This window comes from Blautia glucerasea, from assembly GCF_020537505.1.
In the GTDB taxonomy this organism is placed as follows: Bacteria; Bacillota; Clostridia; order Lachnospirales; family Lachnospiraceae; genus Blautia_A.
In genome coordinates, this window is record NZ_JAJBMO010000004.1 from 38,973 (window position 1) to 65,873 (window position 26,901).

Here is a 26,901-nt window from a genome sequence, read left to right on the forward strand (position 1 = left end):
AATAAAAACAATCGCTGCAATGAGCGCTCTTCCGGTTCAAGCCGGTGAGTCTTCCCCATTCCATCATCTATAGTATGAAGAATTTTTTATAAGATAAAAAACGGGGCAGCATCCGCCGCCCCTTAAAGTGTAAAAATAAACCTAAAAGAAATATTATCCGCAAAAAATCTTTTCCATATTCAGTTGTCGTTTTTGAGACAGGGCTATACTATTGACAGTATATTTAGACCGTGCGTGCCCTGGTCTATTGGCTGCTGCCTGTCTCATATATAGTATGCTGAAAAAAGAGAGAAATGTAACGGAAAATGAAAAGAAATCAATGTTTTTATAGTCCATTTTGGTCTATGTGTAGACATAGAAAGCACCAGCAGGCGCCCGTTACACCTGCTGGCTCGTATGCGGTCCTGCATACATTACAACCCTGAGCCTCACGAATCGGGGGGCGGTTTATGCGATACGCCAAACAAAGAAAGGATAAGATAAAAAACGTATCGTTCCTGGAGAGTCCATCCAGGTGGACTCAGGGCTCTAATCTATGCGGGGCGGTTATATACGCTCCCCGCGGGCGGCATACCACCCTTCCAGCTCGTCACGGCTGCGGGCGTGTGTACCGTCTGGCAGTTCTACGTCAAAGGGCTCGTCAAAGTGTTTTTGCACTGAGTTTTGCGTCTGCTGCATCATGTCTGAAAGTTCTGCATCTGTCATATCAAGGGCTCGCGCCAATTGATACATCCTTTTTGCGCTCTGAAAGTCCTGAATCATACCAGCGCCTCCTGTTCTTTGAGTAATCGGTTCAAAGTCGGCCTTGAAACCTTTAATGCCTTCGCCATCGCCGCCTTTGTTAATTGCCGCCTCATATACTGAGCATAGTATCTGTCCCAGGTGTCCTTATCAACAATTCTTTTCTGCCTTCCTTTGTATTTCCCTTCACGCTTGGCAATGACGATTCCTTCGCGCTGGCGTTCCAGCATGTTTTGCCGTTCAAACTCATTAATTGCCGCTAAAAACGTGATGATTAATTTTCCTGTGGCGGAATTGGTGTCAATAGATTCTTTATTGCTTACCAGGTGAACGCCCTTTGCCTGCAATCTCTCAATTATCTCGAGCAGGTCTTTTGTACTACGGGCAAGACGGCTTAAATCGTGAATATAAATTGTGTCACCGTCTCGGGCAAAATCCAGCATCTCTTGCAATTTCTGTCTCTTTTGGTTCTTTCCGCTGACTTTTTCAACATACCATTTTTCAATGTCATATTTTTTCAGCGCCTCAACCTGTCTGGCTTCGTTCTGCTCCTCGGTTGATACTCTGACATATGCAAGCCTCACTGTTTTCGCCTCCTCCCTTGTTCTATCCTTATTATATCAAAACCGTTTCCAGAGTCAAACCTCCTCCAGACCCTCTTTGGTTCCTGAAAAACTCGGCAAAAATAAACAGTATGGACGGCCAAAGCCGCCATACTGCATTCAAAGGTGTGTTTTTTACGTTTTGTAAAAAAATGCGTTTTTTTGAGTCTATTTTTACGCCTTTACTATCAAAGGACGTGTGCAATTATGAGCGTGCCCTATTTTTACATATAAGGGCATGAAGAGGGCCGGGATTAAATCCCGGCCTGCTTTAGCTGCCTGCTTTACTCCCGGCCTGCTTTGGCTGCCTCATGCACTCTCTGCATCAGTCTCTCATATGCGGCATCGCGCTCCTCGTCTGTAATCGTCACCGCCTGCGCCTCTGGTGTCGCCAGCAGTGCCGCTTCAATTGTCTCCGCCTCTCTGATGAATGCATTAACAAGCATTGACTCCTCTTCTTCTTTGCTCTTAAAATTGATTACCATGATTTCACCCCATCCAGTATTTTTCATTATTATCATACACCATCTGCACCAATAGTAGTATGCAGGAATTTCCGGTAAACGGTGAAAAATTTACGCCAGCGGGGCTTTTTCCGCCTCCCAGTCCATCACAAGCGGCTCGGTCTCCTCTTTGTATCGGTTCTGCTCCACATGTAACAGATGACAGAATTTATCTGCATCAACAATCATATATCTCTCATACAGAGCCTGATTTTCCGGGTGTATGATAAACGGCGTCAGATTCGCATTAATGCACTGCATATATGATATGAGAGATGCGGTCCGGCTGTCCCTGCCGCGCTGCACGTATTGTATATGAAAATTGGCAATATCTCTTAACTTCCTCGGGTTTCCGTTTCCTATTATAAGGGCTCTCAGCTCCTCGGTCATATATGTCGGTGTTCCGGGGTATAATCTCCGCTGTATCTCCTCTACATACTCCGGGGTTATTGCCTCTCCCATATGCTCTATACAGAATCTGAACGCATAAAAGCACGCCTCGGCCTGTATGATTTCCTCTGCACTGAATCGTTCTCCCGGTTTATCCGCCCAAAAATGTCCTGTGTCATAGATGCGGCTTGCGTTCGCCTCTGATAGACTCCCGCCGGCTCTACGGATTGACCGGCATGCAAATTTCTTCTGTGTGTAATCATACACGCCGCCCATCCGGCCGGTCTGGCTCGCCTCATACTGTAAAAGCCGTTTTAGATTAGATACAAAATACTCGCCCATAATGTTCTCACCTCTATTTGCATTATAACACAAAAAAACCGGGCGGTTAATTGTTTAACCGTTCCGGTGTTGTTTTCGTCGTTTACATATATTCTTTCTTTATTTCAAAATGTAATTATCATCAGTAACCACTACCTGTTCCCCGCTGTCCAGTCTGTCCAGCATCTCCAAAAATTGCTCCCAGCCGCTCGGATAGACACAGATGCCAATCCCGCCGGCCTCACGAATATGTTTCAGATTGTATTTCTGTAAATCGGTCAACCCGTAACCAGTGCCGCCTTTAACCTCTATTCCCAGGAATCTTCCCCGGTAGCACGCCAATATATCGGGAACACCGCTCGGTGTAAAAGCATTGGCGAAGAATTTAACTCTCCACGCCCCGCGCTGGTGTAATTCGGATTTGATTTTGTTTTCAAACTGTTTTTCCGCTGCCATTTTCTTTTTTCTTTGAATTATCATATAAGATATTGATAATCAATTTACTCAATAGATTTTTCACTTCTTTCTTTTCGTCCTCGGGCTCATCATCTGCAAACTGAAACTCCATCGCCCCCATACCTAACGCGTGCTTGAACTGCTCCAGTTCGTCCTCTGCCTGCTGTTTGGTTGTGTATTCGCCCAGTGACTCAGCCTGTCTGCCGAAAACTGCTGAAATGTAGCAACGGTTTGTTACCGGACTTTCAAATATGTAAATATTCCGCATGACTGCTGAATTGTAGTATGTTTCTCCCTCTCTCTCGCAGTGCTTTTGTGCTCTAATTAACATTTTTCTTTCCCTCCTGTTTTTGTCTTCTCTTTTCCTCCGCTCTCCATGCGGCTCTGATATAATCTGAAAATATTTTTGTTGCCGTTCTTTTGTCACCTGCAAAAACTGTGTGCACTATATTCCGCGGTGTTCCGCAGTATTCGCATTGATACCGCCCCTTGTTTATCAATTCAATTGTAAATTCTCCACTGTACATATCCTCGCCCCCTTATGCTGCCGCTCCGGCTGCTGCTGCTGCCTCTGCAATATCTCGCAGGGTTAATTTTTTGAATGCCGGCAGCTTCCGTCTTCTGATAGTCTGCCGCATTACTCGCTCGGCCTCCTGCTCGGTGCTGTAACATCCCAGTGTATATGTAATATTACTATCGCTGTCATACACTTTCAGCTGATACTGCGTAACTGTATCAATGGCATTGTCCATGATATATAATTTTCTTTCTTTTTTCTCAATTGTGAAATCCCTTGGCTCTGCCAATTCCACCACAATTTCTTTGATGCGTGTTAAGCGGGCGCTGCCGCTGGCATATTCTTTATGCCTCTTGTTTTTCTTTTTCATTTTCTTTTTCCTCCTATTTTGATTTTTTGTTTTCGCCGGCATTGCCTGACAACACCGGCAGTATTTAAAAAGGGTATACATATGAACTTTTTTTTGTAAGGTATCAGAGACGCTGTCCAGGCCATCTCTTAACCGTACACATATTTAAGCGCCCCCTTCGGGTGCTCACATATAATATGCTAAATAAAATTATTTTTGAAAATTTTTTTGTTTCGTCAATTTCTTCCGCTCTCGTGCTGCCTGTTTTGCGTCATACTCGGCAATTCTATCTCTCAATCTGTCTATATGTATCTGATTTGAACACAGACTAACAATTTTTATCTCGTTTTTATGAGCATAGAACTCAATTGCCGCTGACTGCATAACCGGGTCTGCAATGCATCTGAAATTTGAATTCTTGCAAATGTGTCTGATGTACGTGTTAACCTCTACAGCTTTTCCCGGATTTGGTGCCGGTTCTGCGTTACTGCATCGGATAATCCAACATTTGAATTTCTTGTTGCGGTTGTAATATGCCTCATCTATGTCTACAACCTTGAACCGTTTTTTGCATTCATCAACAAAAATATCTCTGTTACTGGCTGTAACCTGCAGATACATATACTCCGGGGTTATCTCGTCTACGTACTCAAAAAATCTCTTTACGTATACACCGTATGTATCAAACGCTGCTGGGACCGCCTGCCTGGACAGGATATTGTAACTACAGGGCGGCTTGCAGTATATGCAATCCGCCTGCTTCATTTCCTCCGGCATATCCTGTGAGATATCCTGTGTAAACATTGTTACGAATCCGTATTTAATCATGCCGCATCACCTCCTGTTGTCCATGCATGTGAAAAATCTTTGTCTTTAAATAACGCTGCTAGGCCTGAAATTTGTTTTAATCGCAATAATTCCTCAGCATCCATTCCAATATTTTTTATAATCCACGCGTCAGACATTCCGCTTTCAACTAATTCAGCTACAATATTCGTCATCAGTTCAATACTGTGAGTTCCGCGGGCTCTGTTATGTCTAATTGTACTCGCCATACGGTCTGTAATCGGTTTATCTATGACGGAAACCGGCAGGCAGCCGCCCTCACGGTCATAAATATCCTTATGCTGTTTCATAGTGAGATATCGGTGGTATCCGTCAACAATTTCATATGTATCTGTCTCAGGTATGTGATAACATACAATCGGCATTGTATATCCATCCTCTAAAATTGATTTATATAACAATTTCATCTCTGGCGGCGCTACACTGTTCGGGTTGTATGCATTCGCCTGTATTTTTTCTATTGGTATCGGTCTGACATTGTAAACCGGTGATGTAAATTTTTCTTTCATGATTCTCTCCTCCATTCTGTAAAGCTGATGCCGCATCTGTGCGGCTGTCTTGTAACCTTAAAGCCGTATCTTGTGAAAATTCCCTCCGACTTTCGGGTGCAGTATGCTGTAACCCGTCCGGCCTTGGTGCATTTCATTGCGTCCTGCAATAACGCTGTTCCAATTCCATTATTTCTCATTTCTTTTATAACGAAAAATCCTTTTATTCTGTCTGCATATTTTCCAATATTTACACCGGCAACTCCGACAACCTCGTTATCAACTACCGCTACACACCAGAAAGAAGATTCGCTCAAGTCTACCTGTTCTTCGCCCGCTCCGTTCTTATACATAAATTCAATCACTTTAGCATTGTCTTTTGTATGCATAATCTTCATTTATAACACCCCCTGGTATTTTTCAATTGCCTTTCGTCTCTTTTCTGCGTCTTTTTTGCTCTTTGAGACTCCCATATATTGTAATGTAAAATCATTTTTCAGTATCGTAATGCAAATCGCCTTCCAACTCGGGCAGTGTCTGAAATCACTGATTTCCGTATCGTCCGGAATACCGCTCTTGATTTTGACAATCTCATAAACTCCGGGCTTTGTACATAATTTTGATGTTTTATGCGTGTTCTCTATTTCTATGCCCTCTGATTCCATCTGTCTGATAACATCGGGGTTTCTGCCGTATCCTTTTTCAGACCATGATTTTTCAAATCTTGCAATATTTTCCTCAAATCTCTTTCTGATGTCATCAGGCAGTGTTTTCAATAAGAATTCAGCGTATTCTTTCCAGGTGAACCAGTCTGGTTTCTTGATATTCTTATAGCCGGTTGCTGATGTTCCGCCATAAATCCCCATAAAATTGACTCCGTTCACTCTGCTAATCATTTTTCCCCAGATATTCGGAGATAATGCTCTATATAATTTCAGATTTGCTTGTCCACAGCTATGAAATGGAGACGCTATACGCATTTGTGCCAAACTTAGTCCACTCTGATACATCAAGTCATAAACTTTATTATAGTCGTAATCGAATTTTGCATTCGCTATCCATATATCCTCTGTTGTCCAGTCATAAATTGGATATGTGTTAAATGTGTTATCATTTATTCTCGTTGTATACCTCGTGTTTTTATACATATACGCTCTGTGTTGACTGGTAATAGTTGACAATCTGCTGAGGCTTTCATCGCATCTGATACCAATTAAAACAGCAGTTTTTCCGTATTTACTACTAAACCACGTAGTGAATTCTTTTTTTGCATCTCGCCCATATGTTCCCTTCTTGAATGCATACGGGCAATTTGACTCATTGATTACATATTGGCTGTCAGGCATAGGCTTTACCCAAATGTTCTTTTTATCAGCATCCCATGGTATCCAATGAGTTTCAGTCATTGAACATGAACATTGCGCTGAAATCGGTAGGCATAGCCAATATTTCTTAATGCCTGCAAAATTTTCATCAAAGCTTCTTTTTATGTATTCGTATGTTTCCTGATAATCGGCCTCGTAGTCCATGTAATACATTGCCAATTTATCTAATAAATTATTCTCTTTCGCGTAATCATAGCAGAGATTCAACATCACTCCGGAGTCTTTACCTCCGGAGAAACTGACCAGTACATTATCAAACTCATCAAAGATGAATTTTATTCGCTCCATTGTTGCGTCATATACATTTTTTTCTAAATATTTTTTCATCTTCTTACCTCCTCAGAGCCGCCTTACGCGGCTCTATAATATGCTTTTTTCTTTCCAATTCCTTCATTGTATGCTCTACGTGAATAAAAATACTCATCGAGCTCATCATCATCCAACTCTCTCAGCTCGTCCCTGGTGCTTTCTTTCACCGGCTTCGGTTCTTCGTACTTAAACTTAATTATGAAATCAGAAATCGTATCAAAGTCAACTTTTTCCGGTTCAATCTTGTATAACCGGAAATCCCTTTCCTCGTCATATGCATGAACTTTTTCTTCTGCTCCTAGCCTGATATCCAGGGTGTCCATATACCAATCTTCATAACCTTCATATGTAACTGTTTTATATTTTCCATTTGGTGCATATGTTCCGCATACAAGAGCAATTTTCACCATGTCATATAACCATGCTGTCACATCTGATACATAATCAGCCCAACTGTACACATGTTGTTCTCCCTCTGTTCCATCTGCAAAAATTGGTTCACAATCTAACATCGGCTCGTATACTCCGTCATGTCCATAAAATTTTCGCATCAACAGGTGCCATCCGTCAGTCTGAATCATCAGACTGTGCCATGTCATATATGATGTAAGGAAATTTGTGAGGTAATCTTCCATCACATCATCTCTTGTATCAAGTTTTCTATATGTGTGTAAAAATTCTGCTCTGTAAAGTTTGACGCCATACATATCCTGAATATTTAATTTTCTTCTGTCGCTTTTATCAAATTCAGGTGCATTGGCTTTTGCACTCAGCAAATCTTTTGCCATACGCTCAACCAATCCCTCACCAGCAATATCGTCATCCGTCCAGCTTTCAAAGAATTCTTCCGGCTGATTCTTATAGTAATCTACAAGCAATTTTTCATTTTCGCTTTCTTCTGCTTCGCTGTGGCCAAAAATATATTCTGCTGCCATAACTGCCCTGTCCTCTCTGCCGAGAAACTCTTCTTCCTTTGATTCATCTATTCCTGTGCAGTTACTAATTGTTCTTGTCTTACCAACGATTTCATATGTACTTTCTACCATGTCAATAATCATTTCTTTTTTCATAACTTTTTCCTCCTGAATTTTATTAATATTTTCTGTTGTGTTTTTGATATTTGTGTTTTTCATAGTTTTTTTCTCCTTTTTCTTTTTTTTGCATATATCATATATGCATTTTTTTTGATTAAAATTTAATGCCGTTCTTTCCGGCTCGTTTTTTCTTACACTTATAATATGACAAATAATTTTATTTATAAAAAACAGCTCGCGGTTGGCATCCTCTATTCATCTTCATCACTATCATTGTCACCGGCCGATTTTTATTTCCTTTTTTATTGTCATATATAATATGCTAAATAATTTTAAAAATGAAAATTTTTTCTACCTAAAAGTTTTTGTATTTTTTTGTATTGTTGTATTGCCTTATTGATTCATTTCCATTTCTTTTCTTACATTTATAATATGCAAAATAATTTGAAAAATAAAAAATCGTACATCCGTTCGGATTTCTATTCTTTTTTATTCCCCTTTTTATCTTTCACGTATAATATGCCGAAAAAAAATAAAAATAAAAATTTTTTCTGCATAAAAAAAAGAGGCTTTTTAGACCTCTTTTTCAGCCGACTCCTCTATCAATTTTTTTATGATATCAAGCAGACGTTCCTTTTTGTCCAGATTCTTCAGCATCATACGGTTGATACCTGTATCCGCTAAAATGTATCTGTATGAGATGTCTGATTCCTGCCCCATTCGTTTGATTCTATACTGTGATTGCTCCATCTTGGCATAGTCAAAATTAATGCTGCTGTACACAATCTCATTGCAGAACTGCAGATTCAGGCCAAATGAACCGCAACCTAACATGATTAACAGCGGCCTGTTCCCGTCCTCCTTGAATTTCTTGATTATCTCTTTTCGCTTTTTTAGTGTTGTTTCGCCGGTGATAACATAACACTCACACAATTCCTGTATCTGCTCTATTTCATCTCTGTAATTACAGAAACAGATACACTGCCGCTCACGAATATACTCGGCAACAGCCTCGTTTTTGGCCGGCATATTCGCGGCAATTCTCTGCAGCTCGGAGAACAGCGTCAGCAATGAATCAATGCTGTAATCACCGTATGCCTCCAAAACCCTCTCTTTTGCCTCTTTATATGCAGTCTGTGAACATATAACCCATCGCATATAACTGTGTTCTTCATTTTCAAAATCCAAATCCGCCTCATATACATACGGGGCGCATAATTTCACCAGTGCCGGGCGGTTTGGCTCGTAAAATGTGTGATACCGCTGCCCATTATGTTCGTGTTCTACAAAGAACATCTTGATAAATTCCCTGTAATTCATATTGAGGATTCTGTTTGATAGAAAATCCATCTGGTTAAATAAATCCCATTCGTTACGGGTCAGCGGTGTGCCGTTTAATATCAATGCATAGTCAAAGAATTTCCGTAGTTCTTTAGCCCGGAATGTTCTTTTGCTCTTACCGTTTTTGATAAATATGCTTTCATCTGCAATAATGAAGGTTCTTTTACCGTCTTCTTTCAGCCTTTCTACTTTATCGTGCATCTCAACGTATTGTTTATTACTTGAGGCTATTGTTTCATATCCAATAATGTCATACGGGCAGCAGCAGCCCCATTTTTCTATCTCTGCGCGGGCGTTCTCAATAGTGCTGACCGGGGCAATATATAATAGATAATCCGGCTTGTTGTAGTTTACCAGTTCCAGCGCCACCCTAGTTTTGCCGGTGCCCTGCTTCATAAACAGGGCTCCGACTTTCAATTTTTTAAATCTTTCCAGGGCTGCTTTTTGTTTATCAGTCAATTCAGCAGGCATTCCGGCACCTCCACATTCAGGTCATCTACATTGATTACCGGCGGTGTTATATCATGGCTGCCTCGCTGTCTTTGCTTTCGCTTATATGAGTATGCGGCATTATATTTTTCATCTGTCTGAATCTTGCATTCTGCCGGTTTCTTTGCTCTACATAATCCGGTTTCGCTGTCATATGACTCAAAAACAATCTGCAGCTCAGGCGGGTTTGAGTTGTTCCAGGCCTTGCAGTCTGCATACGGCGCTGTAATTTCTTCGTAATTGCCGGAAAACTCACTGCTTAAAAATCTTGTGTCTACTGCAATTTTTATCATGCCTTCGTTGACTTTTTCACCATCTATGTATTGCATGCCATTCACGCGCTCCAATGCTTGCGCCGCTGCATATGATACGGTGTGTTCTTCATACCCGGAAAACTCGCCCTCTGCCTGCAGTTCAGATTCAGGCAAAATTGCTTTTATCCCACATGCAATAATCCATGTCCATCTGTCAATCACTGTTTTCTCGCTGTCCATCTCCCGCTGCTCGTCCAGGTTATAGATGTCATCTAAATCATTAATAAGAGCCTCAACATCAATCATAATATTTTTCGGTTTATCTCTTAACAGTTTAATCACGGCATAATTGTCAATCTGATACACTTTCTTTGCATCCATCGCATCAATCGTTTTTCCGATTCTGAGCTGTATTCCCTGGCCTGCGTTATTATAGAGGCCATGCAGCCATAACGGAAACGGCTTGTAACCATTCTTGCACTGCTGCTCTATGTACATTCTGAGGCATGTAAACATCACCTCACGCGGGATATGCCCGAAATCATCAACTGCGACGTCTAACAACCACGGCTTTCTGCCGCTATGCAGCCCGATTCTCTCCTGCTGTGTCATTGTTCTCACGTTTCGTAAAATTTTTCTTGCATTTAACATTGTTTGTCCTCCTAATTGTTTTATTTTTTTTACACATATAATATGCTGAAAAAAAATAAAAAAAAGAAAAAACCGGCAGATTTTTTTGCCGGTTTGTAAATTACTCATTTTTCCATATTCCCATATTTTTCACTGCTTTTTTAAATTCTTTTTCGCTTTTCGCCATCTTCACACCAGGCTCTGGCGCTACTGTTACTGCAATCTCTATATGCTGCACAGATAAAAGGCTCTCAACCAGACGCTCCGCATCAGGTCCTCCGATTGTCTGCCAGGCAATCTGCTTTTTTATGTTTCCGTTTTTCCCAATCTTTTTTGCCGTTATGCATACAGACAGCCCGGGTGTTCCGGGGTTTATATACAGTCTGTCATCTATAATGCAACTCACTAAATCACCTCATAAAAAAATGAGGCCAGAGAGTGTAAAAACTAAACAAAGAAAGGTGACTCTGTAATATGAGCAATACAGAATCAAATTTAAACTCTGACCTCATCTATATAATATCAGATTTTTTACAAAATGCAAATATTTTTTCAGATTTTTTCAGATTTTTTTATATTTTTTCTTTATGCTGCCACCTCTGCCTTCGGCCCATACTGCTCCGTGAATAATTGCTCGGTGTAGTCTCGCCGCTCGGCCAGTGTCTGCATGATATGCTCTTCTATAGAGTCCTCACAGATTAGATTGTAAAAGATACAATTTCTTTTCTGTCCAATTCTATGTATGCGGGCTTTTGCCTGCTCGTAATCACTATATGAACAAACCGGGCTGAAAAATATGCAGATGCGGCTTTTTTGCAGATTCAGTCCCATACTGGCCGCCTGGTATTGCGCCAGGATGACCGTTCCGGGCTTGTCCTGCTCGTATGCCTGCAGGTCTTTACGTTGTCCGTTTACAACCGATACAGGGCGTTTCAGACGCTCACAGATACTCTGCAGGATTTTCAGTTCAGATGTCCAATTATAGAATACGATAACCGGCTCGTCTCCAGCCTGCTCTAGTAACTCCTCCAGGGCTGCGGCTTTTGCCTGGTTGTATACGCTGCAAATCTGCCTTGCATATAGCATTTTCGTCAGGTTGTTTTCACCTATAATCTCCTGCCCGTCTATCTCAACAATACCAGTTCGCATAAATTTCTTATACTCGGGCGGGGTTGTGATTGTGACTCGCTGCTCGGTGGTCTCTGGTAATTGAACGCCGGCTTCCTCCATAGTAATAAAGCTGCCGCCGTGCTCTTTCAGTCCGGCTCTCAGTTCATCTATATTTTTATATCCCTGTATGATTGGTATAGTCATCCAGGGGCGGGTTGGGTCTCTCCATTCGTAGACATAACAGAACTGGTCTAAGAAGTCTCTTTTTGTAGTTTCCCATCCCAGCATATTCATTGTCGGAATCATGGCCTCGAGTCTACCCCCGGTTGCCGGGGTTCCGGATAATAATAATTTATGTTTCGCCTTCGTCTTCATGACTGCTTTGGTTCTTTCGCTCTCCATATGTCCAATCAAGCTTGACTCATCGCAGATGATTGTCACGTCTTCGGCGTGCTGATTTATGTATGTCCTTAATCTTGTCCCGCATTTAGCCTTATACGCGTCATAACCGATGACGATGCATTTTCTATCACTGCATGCAATAAACGACTCTATACCGTCCGATTTCGTCTTTTTATAACCATTGAACACTGTTCTTTCTGTCTGGTTATACAACTCCTCTAACCACTGATTCACGGTTGATTTGAGTACCAGGCATACCAATATCGGGGTGTTCCATTCCTCACACTCGGTTAACTCTATAGATGAGACCGTTTTTCCAGCGCCCATCTGCCAAAATAACGCCGCATTGTCAAAATTTTTTATTTTTTCCAGCGCCTCTCGCTGGAATTGATAGAGGCTCTTTTTTTGCCTCTGCTTTTGTTTTTTCATTTTCTCATTCCTCCTATAGATTGCTCTACAGTTAATATGCGAAATAATTGAAAAAATGAAAAATTTTTGAGTGATATGTCATATTTTGACATTAATACCTGCCAACAGGGGGTGTTGCCAAGCTGTTGCCAGATTGATTTTGATGCCGTGAAAGCCTTGAAAATGCTAGTTAAAAAAAAATGCCAAAAGCAACTTGACTTTTACGCTTTAAAGCGGTATTATTTTGTGCAGACAATACTTTAAAGTAGCAAAACACTTTAAAACACGAAAACACTTTTTAAGGAGGAAATAAAATATGAAAAGAAAGGTTTTATCCGTAATTCTGACCGGCGCTATGGTAGCAGGTCTTGCAGGTACAGTAACCGTTCACGCTGAAGAACAGAAAACATACACCATCGGTATCTGCCAGCTGGTTCAGCACGAAGCACTGGACGCAGCTACAGAGGGATTTAAGGACGCTGTAAAAGAAGGTCTTGGCGAAGAAAATGTTACCTTCGACGAGCAGAACGCACAGGGCGATTCCGCTACCTGCAGCACAATCGTCAACAACTTCGTATCCAGCAATGTAGATCTGATCCTTGCAAACGCTACTGCTTCTCTTCAGGCTGCTGCTGCAGGAACAAGCGATATCCCGATTCTTGGTACTGCTGTTACAGAGTATGGCGTAGCTCTTGACCTTACTGATTTTGATGGAACTGTAGGCGGAAACATTTCCGGTACATCTGACCTGGCTCCACTGGAGGATCAGGCAGCTATGTTAAATGAGCTTTTCCCAGATGCCAAGAACGTAGGACTTCTCTACTGCTCCGCAGAGCCAAACTCCCAGTATCAGGTTGATACCGTAAAGGCCGCTCTTGAGGATCTTGGATACACCTGCGAATATTACGCATTCTCTGATTCCAACGATATCTCTACTGTTGTAACAAACGCAGTTGCAGACAGTGACGTTATCTACGTTCCTACCGATAACACAGCTGCTTCCAATACAGAGCTGATCAACAACATCTGCCTTCCGGCAAAGGTTCCGGTAATCGCAGGTGAAGAGGGAATCTGCTCCGGATGCGGTGTTGCTACCCTTTCCATCAGCTACTATGATCTTGGAAAAGCAACTGGTGAAATGGCAGTTAAGATCCTCAAAGATGGCGAGGACATCTCCACAATGCCAATCGAGTATGCACCAAACTTCACAAAAGAGTACAATGCAGACATCTGTGCTGAGCTTGGAATCGAAGTTCCGGATGATTATGTCGCAATCGGTGCTGACGCAGAATAAATTTTTCATAATGTTTTGACAGATTATTTTGGACATTCAGTTGCTTTTATGGTACTGGTCACAGAGTGAACCGTAACGTTTTTAGCAGCATAATCACAGACAGCGGGAAGGGAAGCCTCTCTCGCTGTTTGTGTCGTTTCTAAAAGAATGTATTTTTAGACACATTTCATGCATATTTATACATAAAACAATTTACGCATGCAGGAGGATAAAGACATGCAAATCGCAAACTTAATCATGGCACTTCCAGGTGCTGCTGCCCAGGGTCTGATCTGGGGTATTATGGCCATCGGCGTCTACCTTACATTCCGCGTTCTTGACATTGCCGACCTGACCGTAGACGGTACCATGTGTACCGGAGGTGCCGTCTGTGTCATGATGATGATCAGCGGACATAACGTATGGGTATCTCTTTTGGTTGCCACCCTGGCCGGTATGGTTGCCGGACTTGTCACTGGTATTTTCCATACATTCATGGGAATCCCGGCCATCCTTGCCGGAATTCTGACACAGCTTTCCCTGTATTCCATTAACTTAAAGATCATGGGAAAAGCAAACCAGGCGATCAACGTTGACAAATATCCCATTCTGATTTCCTTACGCCGTATTAAAAACGTGCCGATCACACAGAATACTATTCTCATCACCGCTTTATTTATTGTTGTGATCATTGCAATCCTGTACTGGTTCTTCGGAACTGAGCTTGGCTGCTCCCTTCGTGCTACCGGATGCAATCCAAACATGTCACGCGCACAGGGTATCAACACAGACTTTTGTAAAGTACTTGGACTTATGGTCTCCAACGGACTGGTTGCTCTTTCCAGCGCCCTTCTTGCCCAGTATCAGGGCTTTGCAGACGTAAACATGGGACGTGGTGCTATCGTAATCGGACTTGCTGCTGTTATTATCGGTGAAGCTATTTTCAGCCGTATTTTCCGCAACTTTGCCCTTCGCCTTCTGTCTGTAGCATTCGGTTCCATCCTTTACTATCTGGTTCTCCAGACCGTTATCTGGATGGGTATCGATACTGACCTTCTGAAAATGCTGTCCGCACTTGTAGTTGCTGTCTTCCTGGCAGTACCTTACTGGAAGGGAAAATATTTCGCAAAACCAGCAAAACGTGGAGGTAAGAACAATGCTTGAGATCAAAAACATATACAAAACCTTTAATCCCGGAACCATCAACGAAAAGGTGGCTCTGAACGGACTTTCCCTGAAATTAAACGAAGGGGATTTCGTTACTGTCATCGGCGGTAACGGTGCCGGAAAATCCACAATGCTGAATGCGGTTGCCGGTGTATGGCCAGTAGATGAAGGCCAGATCATCATTGACGGAACAGATGTTACCAAACTTTCCGAACACAAGAGAGCTGCTTATCTTGGCCGTGTATTCCAGGATCCTATGACTGGTACTGCTGCTACCATGGGAATCGAAGAAAATCTGGCTCTTGCCAAACGACGTGGAAAAACAAGAGTTCTTCGTCCTGGTATTACCAAAACAGAACGTGAAGAATACAAAGAGCTTCTGAAGATCCTGGATCTTGGACTTGAAGATCGTCTTACTTCCAAAGTAGGACTTCTCTCTGGCGGTCAGAGACAGGCACTCACCCTTCTGATGGCTACTCTTCAGAAACCGAAGCTTCTCCTTCTGGATGAGCACACCGCAGCCCTTGACCCGAAAACAGCTGCGAAAGTACTTGATATCACAGACCGAATCGTCAACCGTGATCACCTTACCACGCTGATGATCACACACAATATGAAAGATGCTATCACCCACGGCAACCGTCTGATCATGATGATGAACGGACGAATCGTCCTTGACATTCAGGGGGAAGAAAAGAAAAAGCTTACCGTAAAACAGCTTCTGGATAAATTTGAGGAGGCCAGCGGGGAAGAATTCTCCAATGACTCCGCAATCCTTGGTTAAGCACGAGACAGATAAGCATAAAAAGAGTATTTTTATTCAGTTTCATTTTCGCATGCTCTTAGAACTGCAGTCAGATAAAAAAATCTGCTGCAGTTCTTTTTATTTGTGTAAGCAACAAGCCAAGGCCTGAGCTTGCACAAGACCTTGGTGCCTGCTTACTCCTAATTTTCTTCCGGTTTCTCCGGACAAGCCTTTGGTTTTCCCAGTTCCAGGAAAACAGTACCTTTATACACCAGAAACGTACCAGTATTTTTGCAATACCGATACACCTTATCGGTAAGAAAATCCTCTTCCGGTGTAGCCTCCCGCAGTGTGTCTCTTAAAATATTCTCCAGGTCTTCCGGATAAGTCAGATTTGCATTGTGGATCATCACCTCATGAATGCTTGTAAATACCATGTAAAAATCCGCATCCAATAGTTCCGCCAGTCTTTTCGCCACTCCTGGTAAAAAGATAGCAACCGCACCATTGGTCCTTCTGGCGGTGCTCAGACAGTTCCCAATGCTGTCTCTTTTCAGAAAGAACTCATGACTCAGATCCATAAAGCTTTCCCCATCGTAATCTGGATTATAGACCAGTTTTTCCCAATAATAGATCCGGGGAGGAGAGATAAAATAAGTATTCAAAAGTGCCGCCTCAAACACCGTGTTTTCATCAAGCTTCCATTCTTCCAGACTGTTTCTGCGTATTTTTACACTGCTGATGCGCCCGTTCATCTTGCCGAGCTGCATATAAAGCACCAGGGCAATGTCCCCAACTCTGCGGTAGACCGCTCTGGAAAGCTCTCTTTTGTGCTGTTTTACATTAAGCAGCCGGATAAAAAGATCCTTTTTCACTTTCTCATAATTATTCAGGTTTTTGGTTTTCTCAAAAAAGCCGGTTTCTTTCAGTTTGCGAATTTCGCTTTCTACAGTTTCCGCTATTTTTTCCAGGGAAACACCATCCTCATAATCCTCAAACAGCTCTTCTGTATGGATTCCACAAACTTCTTTTCCTGCAGAGGAAGCACTGCATTCTACAAAAAGCCGGTCGCCATTTGGTGTCATACCATCTTCGTCCCGCTCCTCGAAATAAACCTGTTTTTCACTAAGTCCAAGTCGTTCCATCAATTCCTGACGCAGACCTTCCACAAACACATCATACTCTTTGCTCATATTAAGTTCCTTTCTTCAAAAAATATTAATTTCTGAAATAAAAACGGGCGAAATACCCTAACGAATACCGGACCTGCTGTGCACTGCAGATACCCTGTATTTGAACTAAAAGATGGAGGCAGATAGAAAATATCAGAATTGATCCTGCTTCCATTTAAACTGCTTTGAGTTGCTGTAGGGATAGTATATAAGATATGTGGTTCTTTGTAAAGAACTTTTCATCGACAAAATTCTACACAAAAAGGGCCTGCCGTAAATACGGCAGACCCATAAATAATCTTATATGATTATGCCTGAGGACCAGCTGCAACAAGTGCTTTACCAGCTGCATTTCCCTCATATTTCTTGAAGTTCTTAACGAAACGATCTGCAAGATCTTTTGCTTTTACTTCCCACTCAGAAACATCAGCGTAGGTGTCACGAGGATCAAGGATACCTGTGTCAACGCCTGTAAGCTCTGTAGGAACCTCAAAGTTGAAGAATGGGATCTTCTTAGTCGGTGCTGTTAAGATAGCGCCGCTGAGGATTGCATCGATAATACCACGGGTATCTTTGATGGAGATACGTTTTCCGGTTCCGTTCCATCCTGTGTTAACCAGGTATGCTTTTGCTCCGCTCTTCTCCATTTTCTTAACAAGCTCTTCAGCGTATTTGGTCGGATGCAGTTCAAGGAATGCCTGTCCGAAGCAAGCTGAGAATGTAGGTGTAGGCTCTGTGATTCCACGCTCTGTACCAGCAAGCTTAGCTGTGAATCCAGACAGGAAGTAGTACTGAGTCTGCTCTGGTGAAAGGATAGATACTGGAGGAAGTACTCCGAATGCATCTGCAGAAAGGAAAATAACATTCTTAGCAGCCGGTGCGGAAGAGATCGGGCGAACGATCTTCTCAATGTGGTTGATCGGATAAGATACACGAGTGTTCTCTGTAACGCTCTTATCAGCGAAATCAATCTTTCCTTCTGCGTCAAGTGTAACGTTCTCAAGAAGAGCGTTTCTCTTGATTGCATTGTAGATGTCTGGCTCAGAATCCTTGTCAAGGTTGATAACCTTAGCGTAGCAGCCGCCCTCAAAGTTAAATACTCCATTGTCATCCCAGCCATGCTCGTCATCACCGATGAGAAGTCTCTTAGGATCTGTGGAAAGTGTAGTCTTACCTGTTCCGGAAAGGCCGAAGAAGATAGCAGTATTCTCACCGTTCATATCTGTGTTTGCAGAGCAATGCATGGAAGCGATGCCCTTAAGCGGCAGATAATAGTTCATCATGGAGAACATACCTTTCTTCATTTCTCCGCCGTACCATGTATTTACGATAACCTGCTCACGGCTTGTAATATTGAACATTACAGCTGTCTCAGAGTTAAGACCTAACTCTTTGTAGTTCTCAACTTTAGCCTTGGAAGCGTTGTAAACAACGAAATCTGGCTCGAAATCCTTCAGCTCTTCTTCTGTAGGCTGGATGAACATGTTTGTTACAAAGTGTGCCTGCCAAGCAACCTCAACGATGAAACGGATTGCCATACGGGTATCTTTGTTAGCGCCGCAGAATGCATCAACTACGAAAAGTCTCTTATTAGAAAGCTCTTTCTTAGCGATCTCTTTTACTGCTGCCCATGCTTCCTGTGTTGCAGGATGGTTATCATTCTTATATTCGTCAGATGTCCACCATACGGTGTCTTTGGAATTCTCGTCCATTACGATATATTTATCTTTAGGAGAACGTCCAGTATAAATACCTGTCATAACGTTAACAGCGCCAAGCTCGCTGACCTGTCCTTTTTCGAAGCCCTCAAGACCTGGTTTGGTCTCCTCTTCAAATAACATTTCATAAGAGGGATTGTAAACAATTTCTGTAGTTCCGGTAATACCATACTTTGTTAAATCGATTTTTGCCATCTTACACTTAACCTCTTTTCTCTAAAATGGAATTCATCCGCGAATGCAGATTCGTGACTGCTGTCCTCGATTCCCGGTAATGATTCTGGAAATATTACCTGAGCCAGCAGCTTCTATGGTACAAAACCCAAGGAATGGAATCAGATTGATTCCTTTTTTCCTTATCCTATATTATACATAACTGACTGATAAAATCAACACAAATTTCCGATTTTTTGCATTTTTGTTAAAGTTTTATCATATAGAAAACACGCCTCAGGAAAAATTTGTGAGACGTGTTTTCTGATACGGGCATGACTCTATTTTTCTTCTTTCTTTTCCGCACTGCGGGCGTAGATATTTGCAAGAACAGCGCCGGAAATATTATGCCATACACTGAATACAGCGCCTGGAATGGTTGCAAGTGGGTACTGTGCAAAGTGTGTGGTTGCAAGTGATGTTGCAAGTCCGGAGTTCTGCATGCCGACTTCGATGGAGATTGCGCGGCATTTTGTGGTATCAAGCTTTAATGCACGGCCAATTCCATAACCAACGCCATAGCCAAGCAGGTTATGAAGAATAACAACTGCCACGATCAGAATACCAGATGTCATCAGTTTTGCTGAGTTCGCAGATACAACGGCTGCTACGATGGCTACAATTGCCGTGGTGGAAATCAGCGGCAGGATCTCTACTACTTTTTCTGTAAATTTCTTAAAGAAATGGTTGATCACAAATCCAAGCACGATCGGCACGATCACAACCTTCACAATAGAAAGGAACATGCTGAACATGTTGACGTCTACCTTCTGTCCTGCATATAAATAAGTAAGAAGCGGGGTTAAAAATGGCGCAAGCACTGTGGATACAGCTGTCATTCCAACGGACAGGGCTACATCACCTTTTGACAGGTAGGTCATAACGTTGGAGGAGGTACCTCCTGGGCAGGTTCCTACAAGAATAACACCAATTGCAAGTTCAGCTGGAAGCTGGAATACTTTTGTAAGGGCAAAAGCAAGCAGCGGCATTACAGTAAACTGGGAGATACAGCCGATGATTACATCTTTTGGACGGCTGAATACAACTTTGAAGTCATTTGGCTTCAGGGTAAGTCCCATACCGAACATTACGATTCCAAGCAGAGTGTTTACGTAACTGGTTTTGATGAAGCTTACCGTGTTCGGTGCGAACAGTGCAAGTGCGGCAACTGCGATTACGATCACTGCCATGTACTTGCTGACAAAGTTTGTGATTTTCTTTAATGTTTCCATTTTTGTTTCTCCTTCGTTTTTTGAAGGCAGTTTTTGATGCCTTCTTTATTTTACGCGATAAGCGAGCCAAAATTTCGTGCTTGTACGAAACCTTGGCGGCTGCCGCGATAACGGGTAAAACCCGCAAAGCGTGTTTTATCCCGTTTCCTAGGGATTTCACATGATGGTATTTCCTCTGTGTGAGTTGAAGCAACAAAAAAGCCTCTGTCTCCAATTAAGAGACAAAGGCTAAAGTCCTCTGCGGTACCACTCTTATTGCTGCTGCGCAGCCACTCACTACCCATCTTATAAAATGAGAAACAGGATAACGACTGTTAACCGTCCGGACTTACTCGAATAAGCACTGCGATTCCTTCTGTCCTTTAGAACCAACAGGTACTATTTTTCAGTCTGAAAGCTCAGAGGTGATTTTCACAAAAGCTTCCTCGCCATCTCTCACCACCGATGGCTCTCTGTGGATTTCACTGCCTGCTACTCTTCCTCGTCATTGCGAAATTCTTAGATTGAGGTTATTGTAGTCCTGCTGAAAGAAATTGTCAAGAGCCGCAGATCATTTTCTTATATATTTTTTACAATTTTGTAATTTCTATTTTGTGCATTTTAACTATTGTACCAGTTTATTCTTTTCCAGATATCGAAGAAACCCCTCACAGCCTTCCACCACGTCTCTATAGGTAGATTCAAAATCCCCCGTATACCAGGGATCTGCAATGTCTCTTGGATCATCTGAATAATCCAGCAGAAGCTTCACTTTTCCCTCAGAATCCATTCCTACAATCCTTAGGATATTCCGAATATTCCGCTGTTCCATTCCCAGAATGTAATCATATTTTCCATAATCTGCTTTGGTGATCTGCACTGCTCTTTTCCCCTCGCAGGAAATTCCATGCTTCGCCAATTCCTTCCTCGCTGGCGGATAAACCGGATTCCCGATTCCATTCCAGATTTCCTCCGTACTGGTGGCTGCAGATGCAATATAAAATTTGTCCGCAATCCCACGTTTCGAAACCATATCTTTCATGACAAACTCCGCAATGGGGCTGCGGCAGATATTTCCCAAGCACACGAATAACACTCTTATATAACTCATTTTCATCAATCCTTCTCCCCTTCATTCGCTTCCTCCAGCGTAACGCTCTCCTGTACCTGTATGTCAGCATACTGGACGCGAAGAACTGCCTGGGGCCAGTTTATGCTGACCATTGCGTTTTTCTCTTTTTCCATGCCCGCCTTGCGTATAAGATGCAGCAGCTCATTTAATACTTCTTTGGTCAGGTATCCGCCCCGCCAGTGAAAAACAAGCACCTTTCCTTTCTTAGCAGCCTGCAAAGACCGCTTGTACACATCCTCCTGTTTAGTAAAGGATAATTTCTTCTCTTTGTAGAAAAAATGATCATGATCGCTGCAATGGGGCGCAGGCGCGATCAGGGGCTCGTGGTCGCGAAAGATCTGCTGGTCATCCAGGTTGAAATAATCATAGCGGATTTCCGTGTTTTCGTGATCTTTTCCCAGGCTGTTGTCAAAAGTGGCATCTAAATGATAATAGATGCCATTTATTTTTACAATATTCCATGTGTGCCGGTATTTGATTCCTTTTTCCGGATTGTTGCCGCAAATTGCGATCACACACCATACGCCCAGCGCATCCAGAAGGACCTTCACCGCTTTCGCAATGCCCTCGCATACCCCGACGCCCTGTCCCAGAGGGCCAATGATCTCATGGGAGTATGCTTTTTTCAGTTTGTCATAACGGACATTTTCACAGATAAAATCGTGCACATATTTCTCTTTTTCCCACTCAGACATCTTCTGTGCCGGGCGGACAAGCTTCTCTACCCTGGCTGTCAGAGCCTTCTGATGCTCCCGGATCTTGTTTTTCTCAAAAAGATATTCCGGTATGAAAATCAGATTCGGCGAATCTTTGTAGTAACGATATTTAAAATTAGTTACCCAGAATATTTCCGGATGGTCCAGCCTCATCTGGAAAAAGACATTGTAAAGTTCCTCTCCGGAAAGCGCCGGAACCTGAATTTCATCCGATAGATTTTTCACCCCTGCAAAGATGCTGTGATAAGCAGCCTGCTGGGGTTTGTTCATGTGATTATAATAGTATTGTTCCATTTTTATCCTTTTATCTTATCCGTCAGTTTCAGATATCCCTGCACAAGTAAATCAGTTGCGATCAGCACTACCACTGACAAGATCAGACATTCTGTTACATTAAATTCGTAAAAAGCAGCAACACCAGCAAGTGCCCAATATACGCCTATATGTACTGCATACATTTTCGATATTTGCTTGGAGTAATAGTTCAATTTGGTATATCCAAATTTCCATTTTTCCATAATCGGCATGATTCCAAATGCAATTGCAAATACAAGTATGATACTGCAGAAGGTTCCGATTACTTTTGTAAGACCTGGTGTCCTGTATTGATCGATCATATAATTAAAGAATCCGTCAACACCTGGATGCAGCACAACACAGCCCACAAACCACACAGCTGCTATCAGTCCACATATTATGCCGCTCTTTTTATAGAAGGTTCCTTTTTCATTTTCTGGTACTCTTCTGATTACTTTTGCAAAAACATATCCTAAAAATACATAGCTCAGATATGGGAAGAAACAGAAGCTGGTCTCTCCTTTTCCTCCAAAGGTCATGTCCAGGATCCAGTTAAGTGCCTGGTTATCGGATACCAGCAGTTTGGTAAAAGGTGTCACGATTCCAACTATCAATGCGCTTATTATGTAGCCGACAAGTTTGACATTTAATTTCCTGTATAAAGCAAGTACAAGGTAGCACATACCGGATATGAAAAAGATATTCACAAATGTAAGCATGGAATACCGGCTTGCTTCAAATACTTCCCTGCTGCCTGCCGCTTCTCCTGTAATGGAATTTCTAATGGCGTAACTGACCGTCATTACTGCTGCATAGCATAAATTGCTTATACCCTGGTAAATCAACAGTTTTATACCGTTTCTGACCATGTCCTTTGGCTGGGAATGGCGTGTGAAAACACTTCCAAAGCCCATGGTAAACAGATATAAGCAGGCTCCAGTAGGCATGAACAGGGCAAACATAATCTTATGTACACTTGACTCCGCCGCTGCTGTGCCTGCAATTGTCTGAAATGAATGTATAAATACGATCATGATCATCAGAAAGCCTTTTACCAGATCAAGCTCTCTCTGCCGCCCAACATTCACTTCCTCGTTCTTTAAAGAAAACATATAGTATCCCCCTTCTTACGCTTCCGTTCTTCCATACCATTTATTATTATTTGCAAGCAGTTCCTCAAAAGTTACAGGTTCAAATCCGTTTATATCCACACCACAATTGAGGGCGCAGGGCAGATGATCCCTAATATATTCAAAAACATCATCTCTGCTGTTATGAATATGTCCATGGATCAGCCAGGAAATAGAGGTTTCCTGGTCCTTCGCCCGTCTGGAGCCATTCCATTCCAAAAGGGGATAATGGCACAGGGTGATCAGTTTCTTATCCAGCTTGATCACCTCAAGATTGCTTACTGTTTCAAAATAGTCATTCATATTTTGAATATTTTTCTGCCATTTAAAATCATGATTTCCTATAATTAAATGTTTGCGTCCTTTTAGCTGTTCCAAGTAGGTTTTTACCGACTGGCTGGAACGAAATGACAGATCCCCTAAAATGTATACTTCGTCATCTTTTTCCACTTTCTGATTCCACTTATCAATGAGAAAAGTATTCATCTCATCCACAGAGGCAAAATCTTTCCCACAGCTTTCGGCATTTCTTCCGCACGTGGAAATTATGTTCGCATGTCCCAGGTGCAGATCACTGGTAAATAGTATTGCCACCCTATTACTTATAATCTCATTATCCCCTTTAAAGGGTAATAGATTATTCTCCTTTCTCCCAATCTCTTTTTCGCTCCAGTTCCGTAAGTATTCGTAATCCGGGCTATCACCCTACTTACTCCTACGTTCCAGAAAGGACCATATCCAAAAATTCGCTCATGCGAACATGGCTCATTCCTGATTGCCGTCCGGTACTTTCACCGTAAAATCATATCGAACCACAGCACAATTCTTTACTCCAAATGCAGCGTATTCTTCATTAGTCATGTCCGTAAAATAGGACTGTACCACTCTGGCGATTCCGTTGTGGGCAACCAGAATGTAGGTCTTTTTATCGGACTCTGCTTTTATTTCATCAAGAAGATTATAGATTCTCTGCGCCAGCCGAAGCGTGGATTCTCCGCCTTCATGACTGCATGCAAAAAATTCCTTGGCTTTCTTGAAATCCTTTCCATCCCGTGGAGTGGACTCCCATTTTCCAAAATTCTGCTCGATCAGCCTTGGTTCCACCCTGCATGGAATCCCTGTCATTTCAGAAATCAACCGAGCCGTATCTGCTGCCCTACTAAGCGGAGAGCAGAGGATTTCATCCGACTCAATTCCCTCCGCAAGAATCTTCCGCCCCGTCTCCCTAGCCTGCTCACGTCCATATTCTGTAAGCGGACTGTCTGTAGCCCCGCAAATTTTGTTCTCAACATTCCACACGGTCTGCCCGTGTCGGATGAAATAGAAATGTCCCATGGTGAGTTCCTCCAGTTATTAATTTGAGTCTTGATTCGGACATTGATTTGGACATTAATCGGACATTTATTCGGACAATTCAAGTCATTTTCAATCCAAATAATTACACTTTTTTATATCCAACTTCTTCCAATTATTTCAAATCTCATTTCAAAACTTCTTTCATTTTTTTAATTCATAGCCATTCCAAAAGCACTATTATCCAAATTTACAAATCTTCCCATTTATATCACCCTTAAATAAAAAAGGCTCATAGCATCATTATCTTTTTATAGGATATATGATACTATGAAACCTTTTGAGGTGCAAGGATACTTGTTAATATCTTTCCTGTTTTTGTCACAATTTACCTACAGATTTTTCTCCATAATTGTGTATAATAAAGATAGAAAAACGCAGGCTCACTTGCTGAGGGAATCATATCGGCTGATCCGGGCACTCCCCTGTAAAAAAAATAATCGTGAACGATTGCCGATAACAAGGCTCTTGGGTAATTCCTAAGAGCTTTTGTTTTATAAAAGGAGAAGCATATATGAATATTACCACAATTCAGTCATGTGCCGATTTCTTCCTGGAAAACTATTTGAAAACTTTTTATCTTGTCATCACTTATAATGGTAATAGTTTTATCCTTATCGGTGACAAGGCAAATTTCCCACATCTAATGGGAATTCAAAATAGTACATACAGATCAAACGGTTACAATAGACCTCAATATCTCTTTAATGATATCATCAACAGACATCCTGTTAGCCCAGCAATTATCCCAAATAACATAGCAACTACATCCAAAATGTATAAAAAAGCTTTAAACTTCCAATCGTTCCTTTTCCTCTTCTGTATTATAAAATAAATCTGGTTTATATAATAATTGGACTATATCAAATAAGGTCAAGTTTTCACCATCCAAAGAAGACGGACTGCTTGTTAACTTGCCCCAATCTTCTTCTGTCATTATTCCACGTTTTATATACTCTGCATTTACGTGAACATTTTCACCAATTATTTCAATACCTACATCAAAAGGCTTATCTTTTATACAGCAATATGCCACTCTGTGACCAGCTATAATATTCTGATTTACAATATGATGTAAATATGTACTTTTCTTCGAACCAGTACAACCAGCAATCAATACCATATTCCCTGGAAAAACAGGACACAACCCATACACTCACTCCATTTCATTGAATTATATATGTAGCTTTCATCTATGCCACCTGGATTTTCTTCATAAAATTCCTCATCATCACTTTCAGGAAATTTGTATGTCAATAGTTCACTCACTACACCTTTTTCCACTATTTCAACAGATAATATAATACACTCTTTAAAGTCGTTTTAATTTGAAAATTTTCCGCAGTATATCCACATCCTCTTCCATCAAATACAACAACAAAAGTCCCTTTAACATAGTCTGAACGTTGATATTCTATAATCGTATTTGGAATTCCTTCTGGAATACAGAATCCAAAATATCGTGGGGTATTTCGATTTACGTCTTTCACTTGTACTATTGGTTTTTTACTAGCCTTTTTTACCTTTCCTTCAACATATTCAGCGGCATAAACTTTTATCCAATTCAAATATTTTTGTGATATAATTTCAATAATCTCATCCCCATTTACATATTCGATGTTTAAATCATTATCTTTTAAATCTACACCCCTAACAATTATTTTCTCATATAAATCTTTCTTTTCTACCCGAATGCACCACAATCGTCCAAGAAAATAGAATATAAATAAAATCAAAGTAGCAATAGCCGACATATTTGCTATATCATTCCACATATTCCACCTCGTTCTTACATTCTTATGCTAATCTCCTCCATCACCGTCACATCCGCCGGCAGCCATTCTACATTTCCCAGATTCTCTTTCGTCAACCACTTTGCAGCTTCATGCTCTTTTAGCACAAGGTCTCCGCTCACGATCTCGCACCAGAAGCAATCCATGGAAAGATGAAAGTCTGGGTAGTCATACTCGATGGTATCAATTAACTCTCCCACTGCAATTTCAGTATCAAGTTCCTCCATAATTTCGCGTTTTAACGCTTCCTGTGGTGTCTCGCCAGGTTCTATTTTTCCTCCGGGGAATTCCCAGCCACCTTTTAAGGGGCCGTAGCCACGTTGAGTTGCAAAAATAATGGGTTCGCCTTTTTCATTAACAGCTTTTATTACTGCTGCGACTACTCTAACTGTTTTCATAAGTTCCT

Annotated in this window: 32 protein-coding genes and 1 other annotated feature; of the genes, 4 read left to right on the forward strand and 28 right to left on the reverse strand. The window is 41.7% G+C overall.

Going from position 1 to position 26,901, the window contains the following annotated elements; translation table 11 throughout:
• Positions 1-546: 546 nt before the first annotated feature.
• The 17 genes from LIQ05_RS04590 to LIQ05_RS04670 all read right to left on the reverse strand — a co-directional run bounded on the left by LIQ05_RS04590 (position 547) and on the right by LIQ05_RS04670 (position 12,596).
• The gene (locus LIQ05_RS04590) at positions 547-762 is read right to left on the reverse strand and encodes a hypothetical protein (RefSeq protein WP_226818968.1); all 216 of its coding nucleotides are present in this window, start codon (positions 760-762) and stop codon (positions 547-549) included.
• Positions 759-1,325 (reverse strand): recombinase family protein, encoded by a 567-nt coding sequence (locus tag LIQ05_RS04595; RefSeq protein ID WP_226818970.1) that lies wholly within the window; start codon positions 1,323-1,325, stop codon positions 759-761. The genes LIQ05_RS04590 and LIQ05_RS04595 overlap by 4 nt, the downstream gene beginning before the upstream one ends.
• A 302-nt stretch (positions 1,326-1,627) precedes the next feature.
• Positions 1,628-1,864, reverse strand: a complete 237-nt coding sequence (locus tag LIQ05_RS04600) for a hypothetical protein (RefSeq protein WP_226818972.1) — start codon at positions 1,862-1,864, stop codon at positions 1,628-1,630.
• Between the two features lie 54 nt (positions 1,865-1,918).
• A complete protein-coding gene (locus tag LIQ05_RS04605; protein WP_226818974.1) occupies positions 1,919-2,578 on the reverse strand; it encodes a hypothetical protein in 660 nt (219 codons plus the stop codon).
• 99 nt (positions 2,579-2,677) lie between these two features.
• Positions 2,678-3,013 carry a VRR-NUC domain-containing protein gene (locus tag LIQ05_RS04610; protein WP_226818976.1) on the reverse strand — a complete coding sequence of 112 codons (336 nt, stop codon included), beginning with the start codon at positions 3,011-3,013 and terminating at the stop codon, positions 2,678-2,680.
• Positions 2,991-3,344, reverse strand: a complete 354-nt coding sequence (locus tag LIQ05_RS04615; RefSeq protein ID WP_226818978.1) for a hypothetical protein — start codon at positions 3,342-3,344, stop codon at positions 2,991-2,993. Before LIQ05_RS04615 ends, LIQ05_RS04610 begins: the two co-directional genes overlap by 23 nt.
• On the reverse strand, positions 3,334-3,540 hold the full coding sequence (locus LIQ05_RS04620; protein WP_215659800.1) for a hypothetical protein: 207 nt from the start codon (positions 3,538-3,540) through the stop codon (positions 3,334-3,336). Before LIQ05_RS04620 ends, LIQ05_RS04615 begins: the two co-directional genes overlap by 11 nt.
• A gap of 12 nt (positions 3,541-3,552) precedes the next feature.
• Positions 3,553-3,900 (reverse strand): hypothetical protein, encoded by a 348-nt coding sequence (locus LIQ05_RS04625; protein ID WP_215659797.1) that lies wholly within the window; start codon positions 3,898-3,900, stop codon positions 3,553-3,555.
• A 189-nt stretch (positions 3,901-4,089) separates the two neighbouring features.
• The gene (locus LIQ05_RS04630) at positions 4,090-4,707 is read right to left on the reverse strand and encodes a hypothetical protein (RefSeq protein WP_226818980.1); all 618 of its coding nucleotides are present in this window, start codon (positions 4,705-4,707) and stop codon (positions 4,090-4,092) included.
• Positions 4,704-5,234: an IbrB-like domain-containing protein gene (locus tag LIQ05_RS04635; protein ID WP_264292709.1), complete on the reverse strand. Its 531-nt coding sequence runs from the start codon at positions 5,232-5,234 to the stop codon at positions 4,704-4,706. The genes LIQ05_RS04630 and LIQ05_RS04635 overlap by 4 nt, the downstream gene beginning before the upstream one ends.
• Positions 5,231-5,611 (reverse strand): GNAT family N-acetyltransferase, encoded by a 381-nt coding sequence (locus LIQ05_RS04640; protein WP_226818982.1) that lies wholly within the window; start codon positions 5,609-5,611, stop codon positions 5,231-5,233. Before LIQ05_RS04640 ends, LIQ05_RS04635 begins: the two co-directional genes overlap by 4 nt.
• Positions 5,612-6,925: a DUF3440 domain-containing protein gene (locus LIQ05_RS04645; protein WP_226818984.1), complete on the reverse strand. Its 1,314-nt coding sequence runs from the start codon at positions 6,923-6,925 to the stop codon at positions 5,612-5,614.
• Between the two features lie 23 nt (positions 6,926-6,948).
• Positions 6,949-7,977: a hypothetical protein gene (locus LIQ05_RS04650; RefSeq protein ID WP_215659788.1), complete on the reverse strand. Its 1,029-nt coding sequence runs from the start codon at positions 7,975-7,977 to the stop codon at positions 6,949-6,951.
• Positions 7,978-8,514: 537 nt separating this feature from the next.
• Positions 8,515-9,753 (reverse strand): DEAD/DEAH box helicase, encoded by a 1,239-nt coding sequence (locus LIQ05_RS04655; RefSeq protein ID WP_215659786.1) that lies wholly within the window; start codon positions 9,751-9,753, stop codon positions 8,515-8,517.
• Positions 9,738-10,676, reverse strand: coding sequence for a hypothetical protein (locus LIQ05_RS04660; RefSeq protein WP_215659784.1), 939 nt, complete (start codon positions 10,674-10,676; stop codon positions 9,738-9,740). Before LIQ05_RS04660 ends, LIQ05_RS04655 begins: the two co-directional genes overlap by 16 nt.
• A 100-nt stretch (positions 10,677-10,776) precedes the next feature.
• Positions 10,777-11,061, reverse strand: coding sequence for a hypothetical protein (locus LIQ05_RS04665; protein ID WP_226818986.1), 285 nt, complete (start codon positions 11,059-11,061; stop codon positions 10,777-10,779).
• A gap of 179 nt (positions 11,062-11,240) precedes the next feature.
• On the reverse strand, positions 11,241-12,596 hold the full coding sequence (locus tag LIQ05_RS04670; RefSeq protein ID WP_226818989.1) for a DEAD/DEAH box helicase: 1,356 nt from the start codon (positions 12,594-12,596) through the stop codon (positions 11,241-11,243).
• Between the two features lie 295 nt (positions 12,597-12,891).
• On the opposite strand from LIQ05_RS04670, the gene LIQ05_RS04675 reads away from it, so the two are divergent.
• The 3 genes from LIQ05_RS04675 to LIQ05_RS04685 all read left to right on the forward strand — a co-directional run bounded on the left by LIQ05_RS04675 (position 12,892) and on the right by LIQ05_RS04685 (position 15,799).
• Positions 12,892-13,869 (forward strand): ABC transporter substrate-binding protein, encoded by a 978-nt coding sequence (locus LIQ05_RS04675; RefSeq protein ID WP_226818991.1) that lies wholly within the window; start codon positions 12,892-12,894, stop codon positions 13,867-13,869.
• A gap of 216 nt (positions 13,870-14,085) precedes the next feature.
• Positions 14,086-15,012: an ABC transporter permease gene (locus LIQ05_RS04680; protein WP_226818992.1), complete on the forward strand. Its 927-nt coding sequence runs from the start codon at positions 14,086-14,088 to the stop codon at positions 15,010-15,012.
• Complete coding sequence (locus tag LIQ05_RS04685; RefSeq protein WP_226818993.1) at positions 15,005-15,799, forward strand: ABC transporter ATP-binding protein; 795 nt, start codon at positions 15,005-15,007, stop codon at positions 15,797-15,799. Before LIQ05_RS04680 ends, LIQ05_RS04685 begins: the two co-directional genes overlap by 8 nt.
• Before the next feature lie 161 nt (positions 15,800-15,960).
• On the opposite strand, the gene LIQ05_RS04690 is transcribed toward LIQ05_RS04685, so the two are convergent.
• The 8 genes from LIQ05_RS04690 to LIQ05_RS04725 all read right to left on the reverse strand — a co-directional run bounded on the left by LIQ05_RS04690 (position 15,961) and on the right by LIQ05_RS04725 (position 24,684).
• Complete coding sequence (locus tag LIQ05_RS04690; RefSeq protein ID WP_226818995.1) at positions 15,961-16,953, reverse strand: DUF5688 family protein; 993 nt, start codon at positions 16,951-16,953, stop codon at positions 15,961-15,963.
• A gap of 287 nt (positions 16,954-17,240) precedes the next feature.
• Positions 17,241-18,845, reverse strand: a complete 1,605-nt coding sequence (gene pckA / locus LIQ05_RS04695) for a phosphoenolpyruvate carboxykinase (ATP) (protein WP_226818997.1) — start codon at positions 18,843-18,845, stop codon at positions 17,241-17,243.
• A 299-nt stretch (positions 18,846-19,144) separates the two neighbouring features.
• Positions 19,145-20,095: a bile acid:sodium symporter family protein gene (locus LIQ05_RS04700; protein ID WP_226818999.1), complete on the reverse strand. Its 951-nt coding sequence runs from the start codon at positions 20,093-20,095 to the stop codon at positions 19,145-19,147.
• Between the two features lie 214 nt (positions 20,096-20,309).
• Positions 20,310-20,592 (reverse strand) — a binding site (T-box leader).
• A gap of 107 nt (positions 20,593-20,699) precedes the next feature.
• On the reverse strand, positions 20,700-21,185 hold the full coding sequence (locus LIQ05_RS04705) for a low molecular weight protein-tyrosine-phosphatase (RefSeq protein ID WP_226819001.1): 486 nt from the start codon (positions 21,183-21,185) through the stop codon (positions 20,700-20,702).
• 5 nt (positions 21,186-21,190) lie between these two features.
• Complete coding sequence (locus tag LIQ05_RS04710) at positions 21,191-22,216, reverse strand: transglutaminase domain-containing protein (RefSeq protein ID WP_226819003.1); 1,026 nt, start codon at positions 22,214-22,216, stop codon at positions 21,191-21,193.
• A gap of 2 nt (positions 22,217-22,218) precedes the next feature.
• Positions 22,219-23,331, reverse strand: coding sequence for a heparan-alpha-glucosaminide N-acetyltransferase domain-containing protein (locus LIQ05_RS04715; protein WP_226819005.1), 1,113 nt, complete (start codon positions 23,329-23,331; stop codon positions 22,219-22,221).
• A gap of 15 nt (positions 23,332-23,346) precedes the next feature.
• Entirely contained in the window at positions 23,347-23,943 is a 597-nt protein-coding gene (locus LIQ05_RS04720) for a metallophosphoesterase (RefSeq protein WP_226819007.1), read from the reverse strand.
• Positions 23,944-24,114: 171 nt separating this feature from the next.
• Positions 24,115-24,684, reverse strand: a complete 570-nt coding sequence (locus tag LIQ05_RS04725) for a histidine phosphatase family protein (protein ID WP_226819009.1) — start codon at positions 24,682-24,684, stop codon at positions 24,115-24,117.
• A 532-nt stretch (positions 24,685-25,216) separates the two neighbouring features.
• On the opposite strand from LIQ05_RS04725, the gene LIQ05_RS20555 reads away from it, so the two are divergent.
• A complete protein-coding gene (locus LIQ05_RS20555; protein ID WP_226819011.1) occupies positions 25,217-25,537 on the forward strand; it encodes a PBECR4 domain-containing protein in 321 nt (106 codons plus the stop codon).
• Here the strand turns inward: LIQ05_RS20555 and LIQ05_RS04735 are convergent.
• The 3 genes from LIQ05_RS04735 to LIQ05_RS04745 form a co-directional block, all read right to left on the reverse strand.
• Positions 25,493-25,819, reverse strand: coding sequence for a hypothetical protein (locus LIQ05_RS04735; RefSeq protein ID WP_318289482.1), 327 nt, complete (start codon positions 25,817-25,819; stop codon positions 25,493-25,495). The genes LIQ05_RS20555 and LIQ05_RS04735 overlap by 45 nt on opposite strands.
• 166 nt (positions 25,820-25,985) lie before the next feature.
• Positions 25,986-26,477 carry a hypothetical protein gene (locus LIQ05_RS04740; protein ID WP_226819014.1) on the reverse strand — a complete coding sequence of 164 codons (492 nt, stop codon included), beginning with the start codon at positions 26,475-26,477 and terminating at the stop codon, positions 25,986-25,988.
• Positions 26,478-26,491: 14 nt separating this feature from the next.
• A complete protein-coding gene (locus LIQ05_RS04745) occupies positions 26,492-26,893 on the reverse strand; it encodes a (deoxy)nucleoside triphosphate pyrophosphohydrolase (RefSeq protein ID WP_226819016.1) in 402 nt (133 codons plus the stop codon).
• Positions 26,894-26,901: the final 8 nt, after the last annotated feature.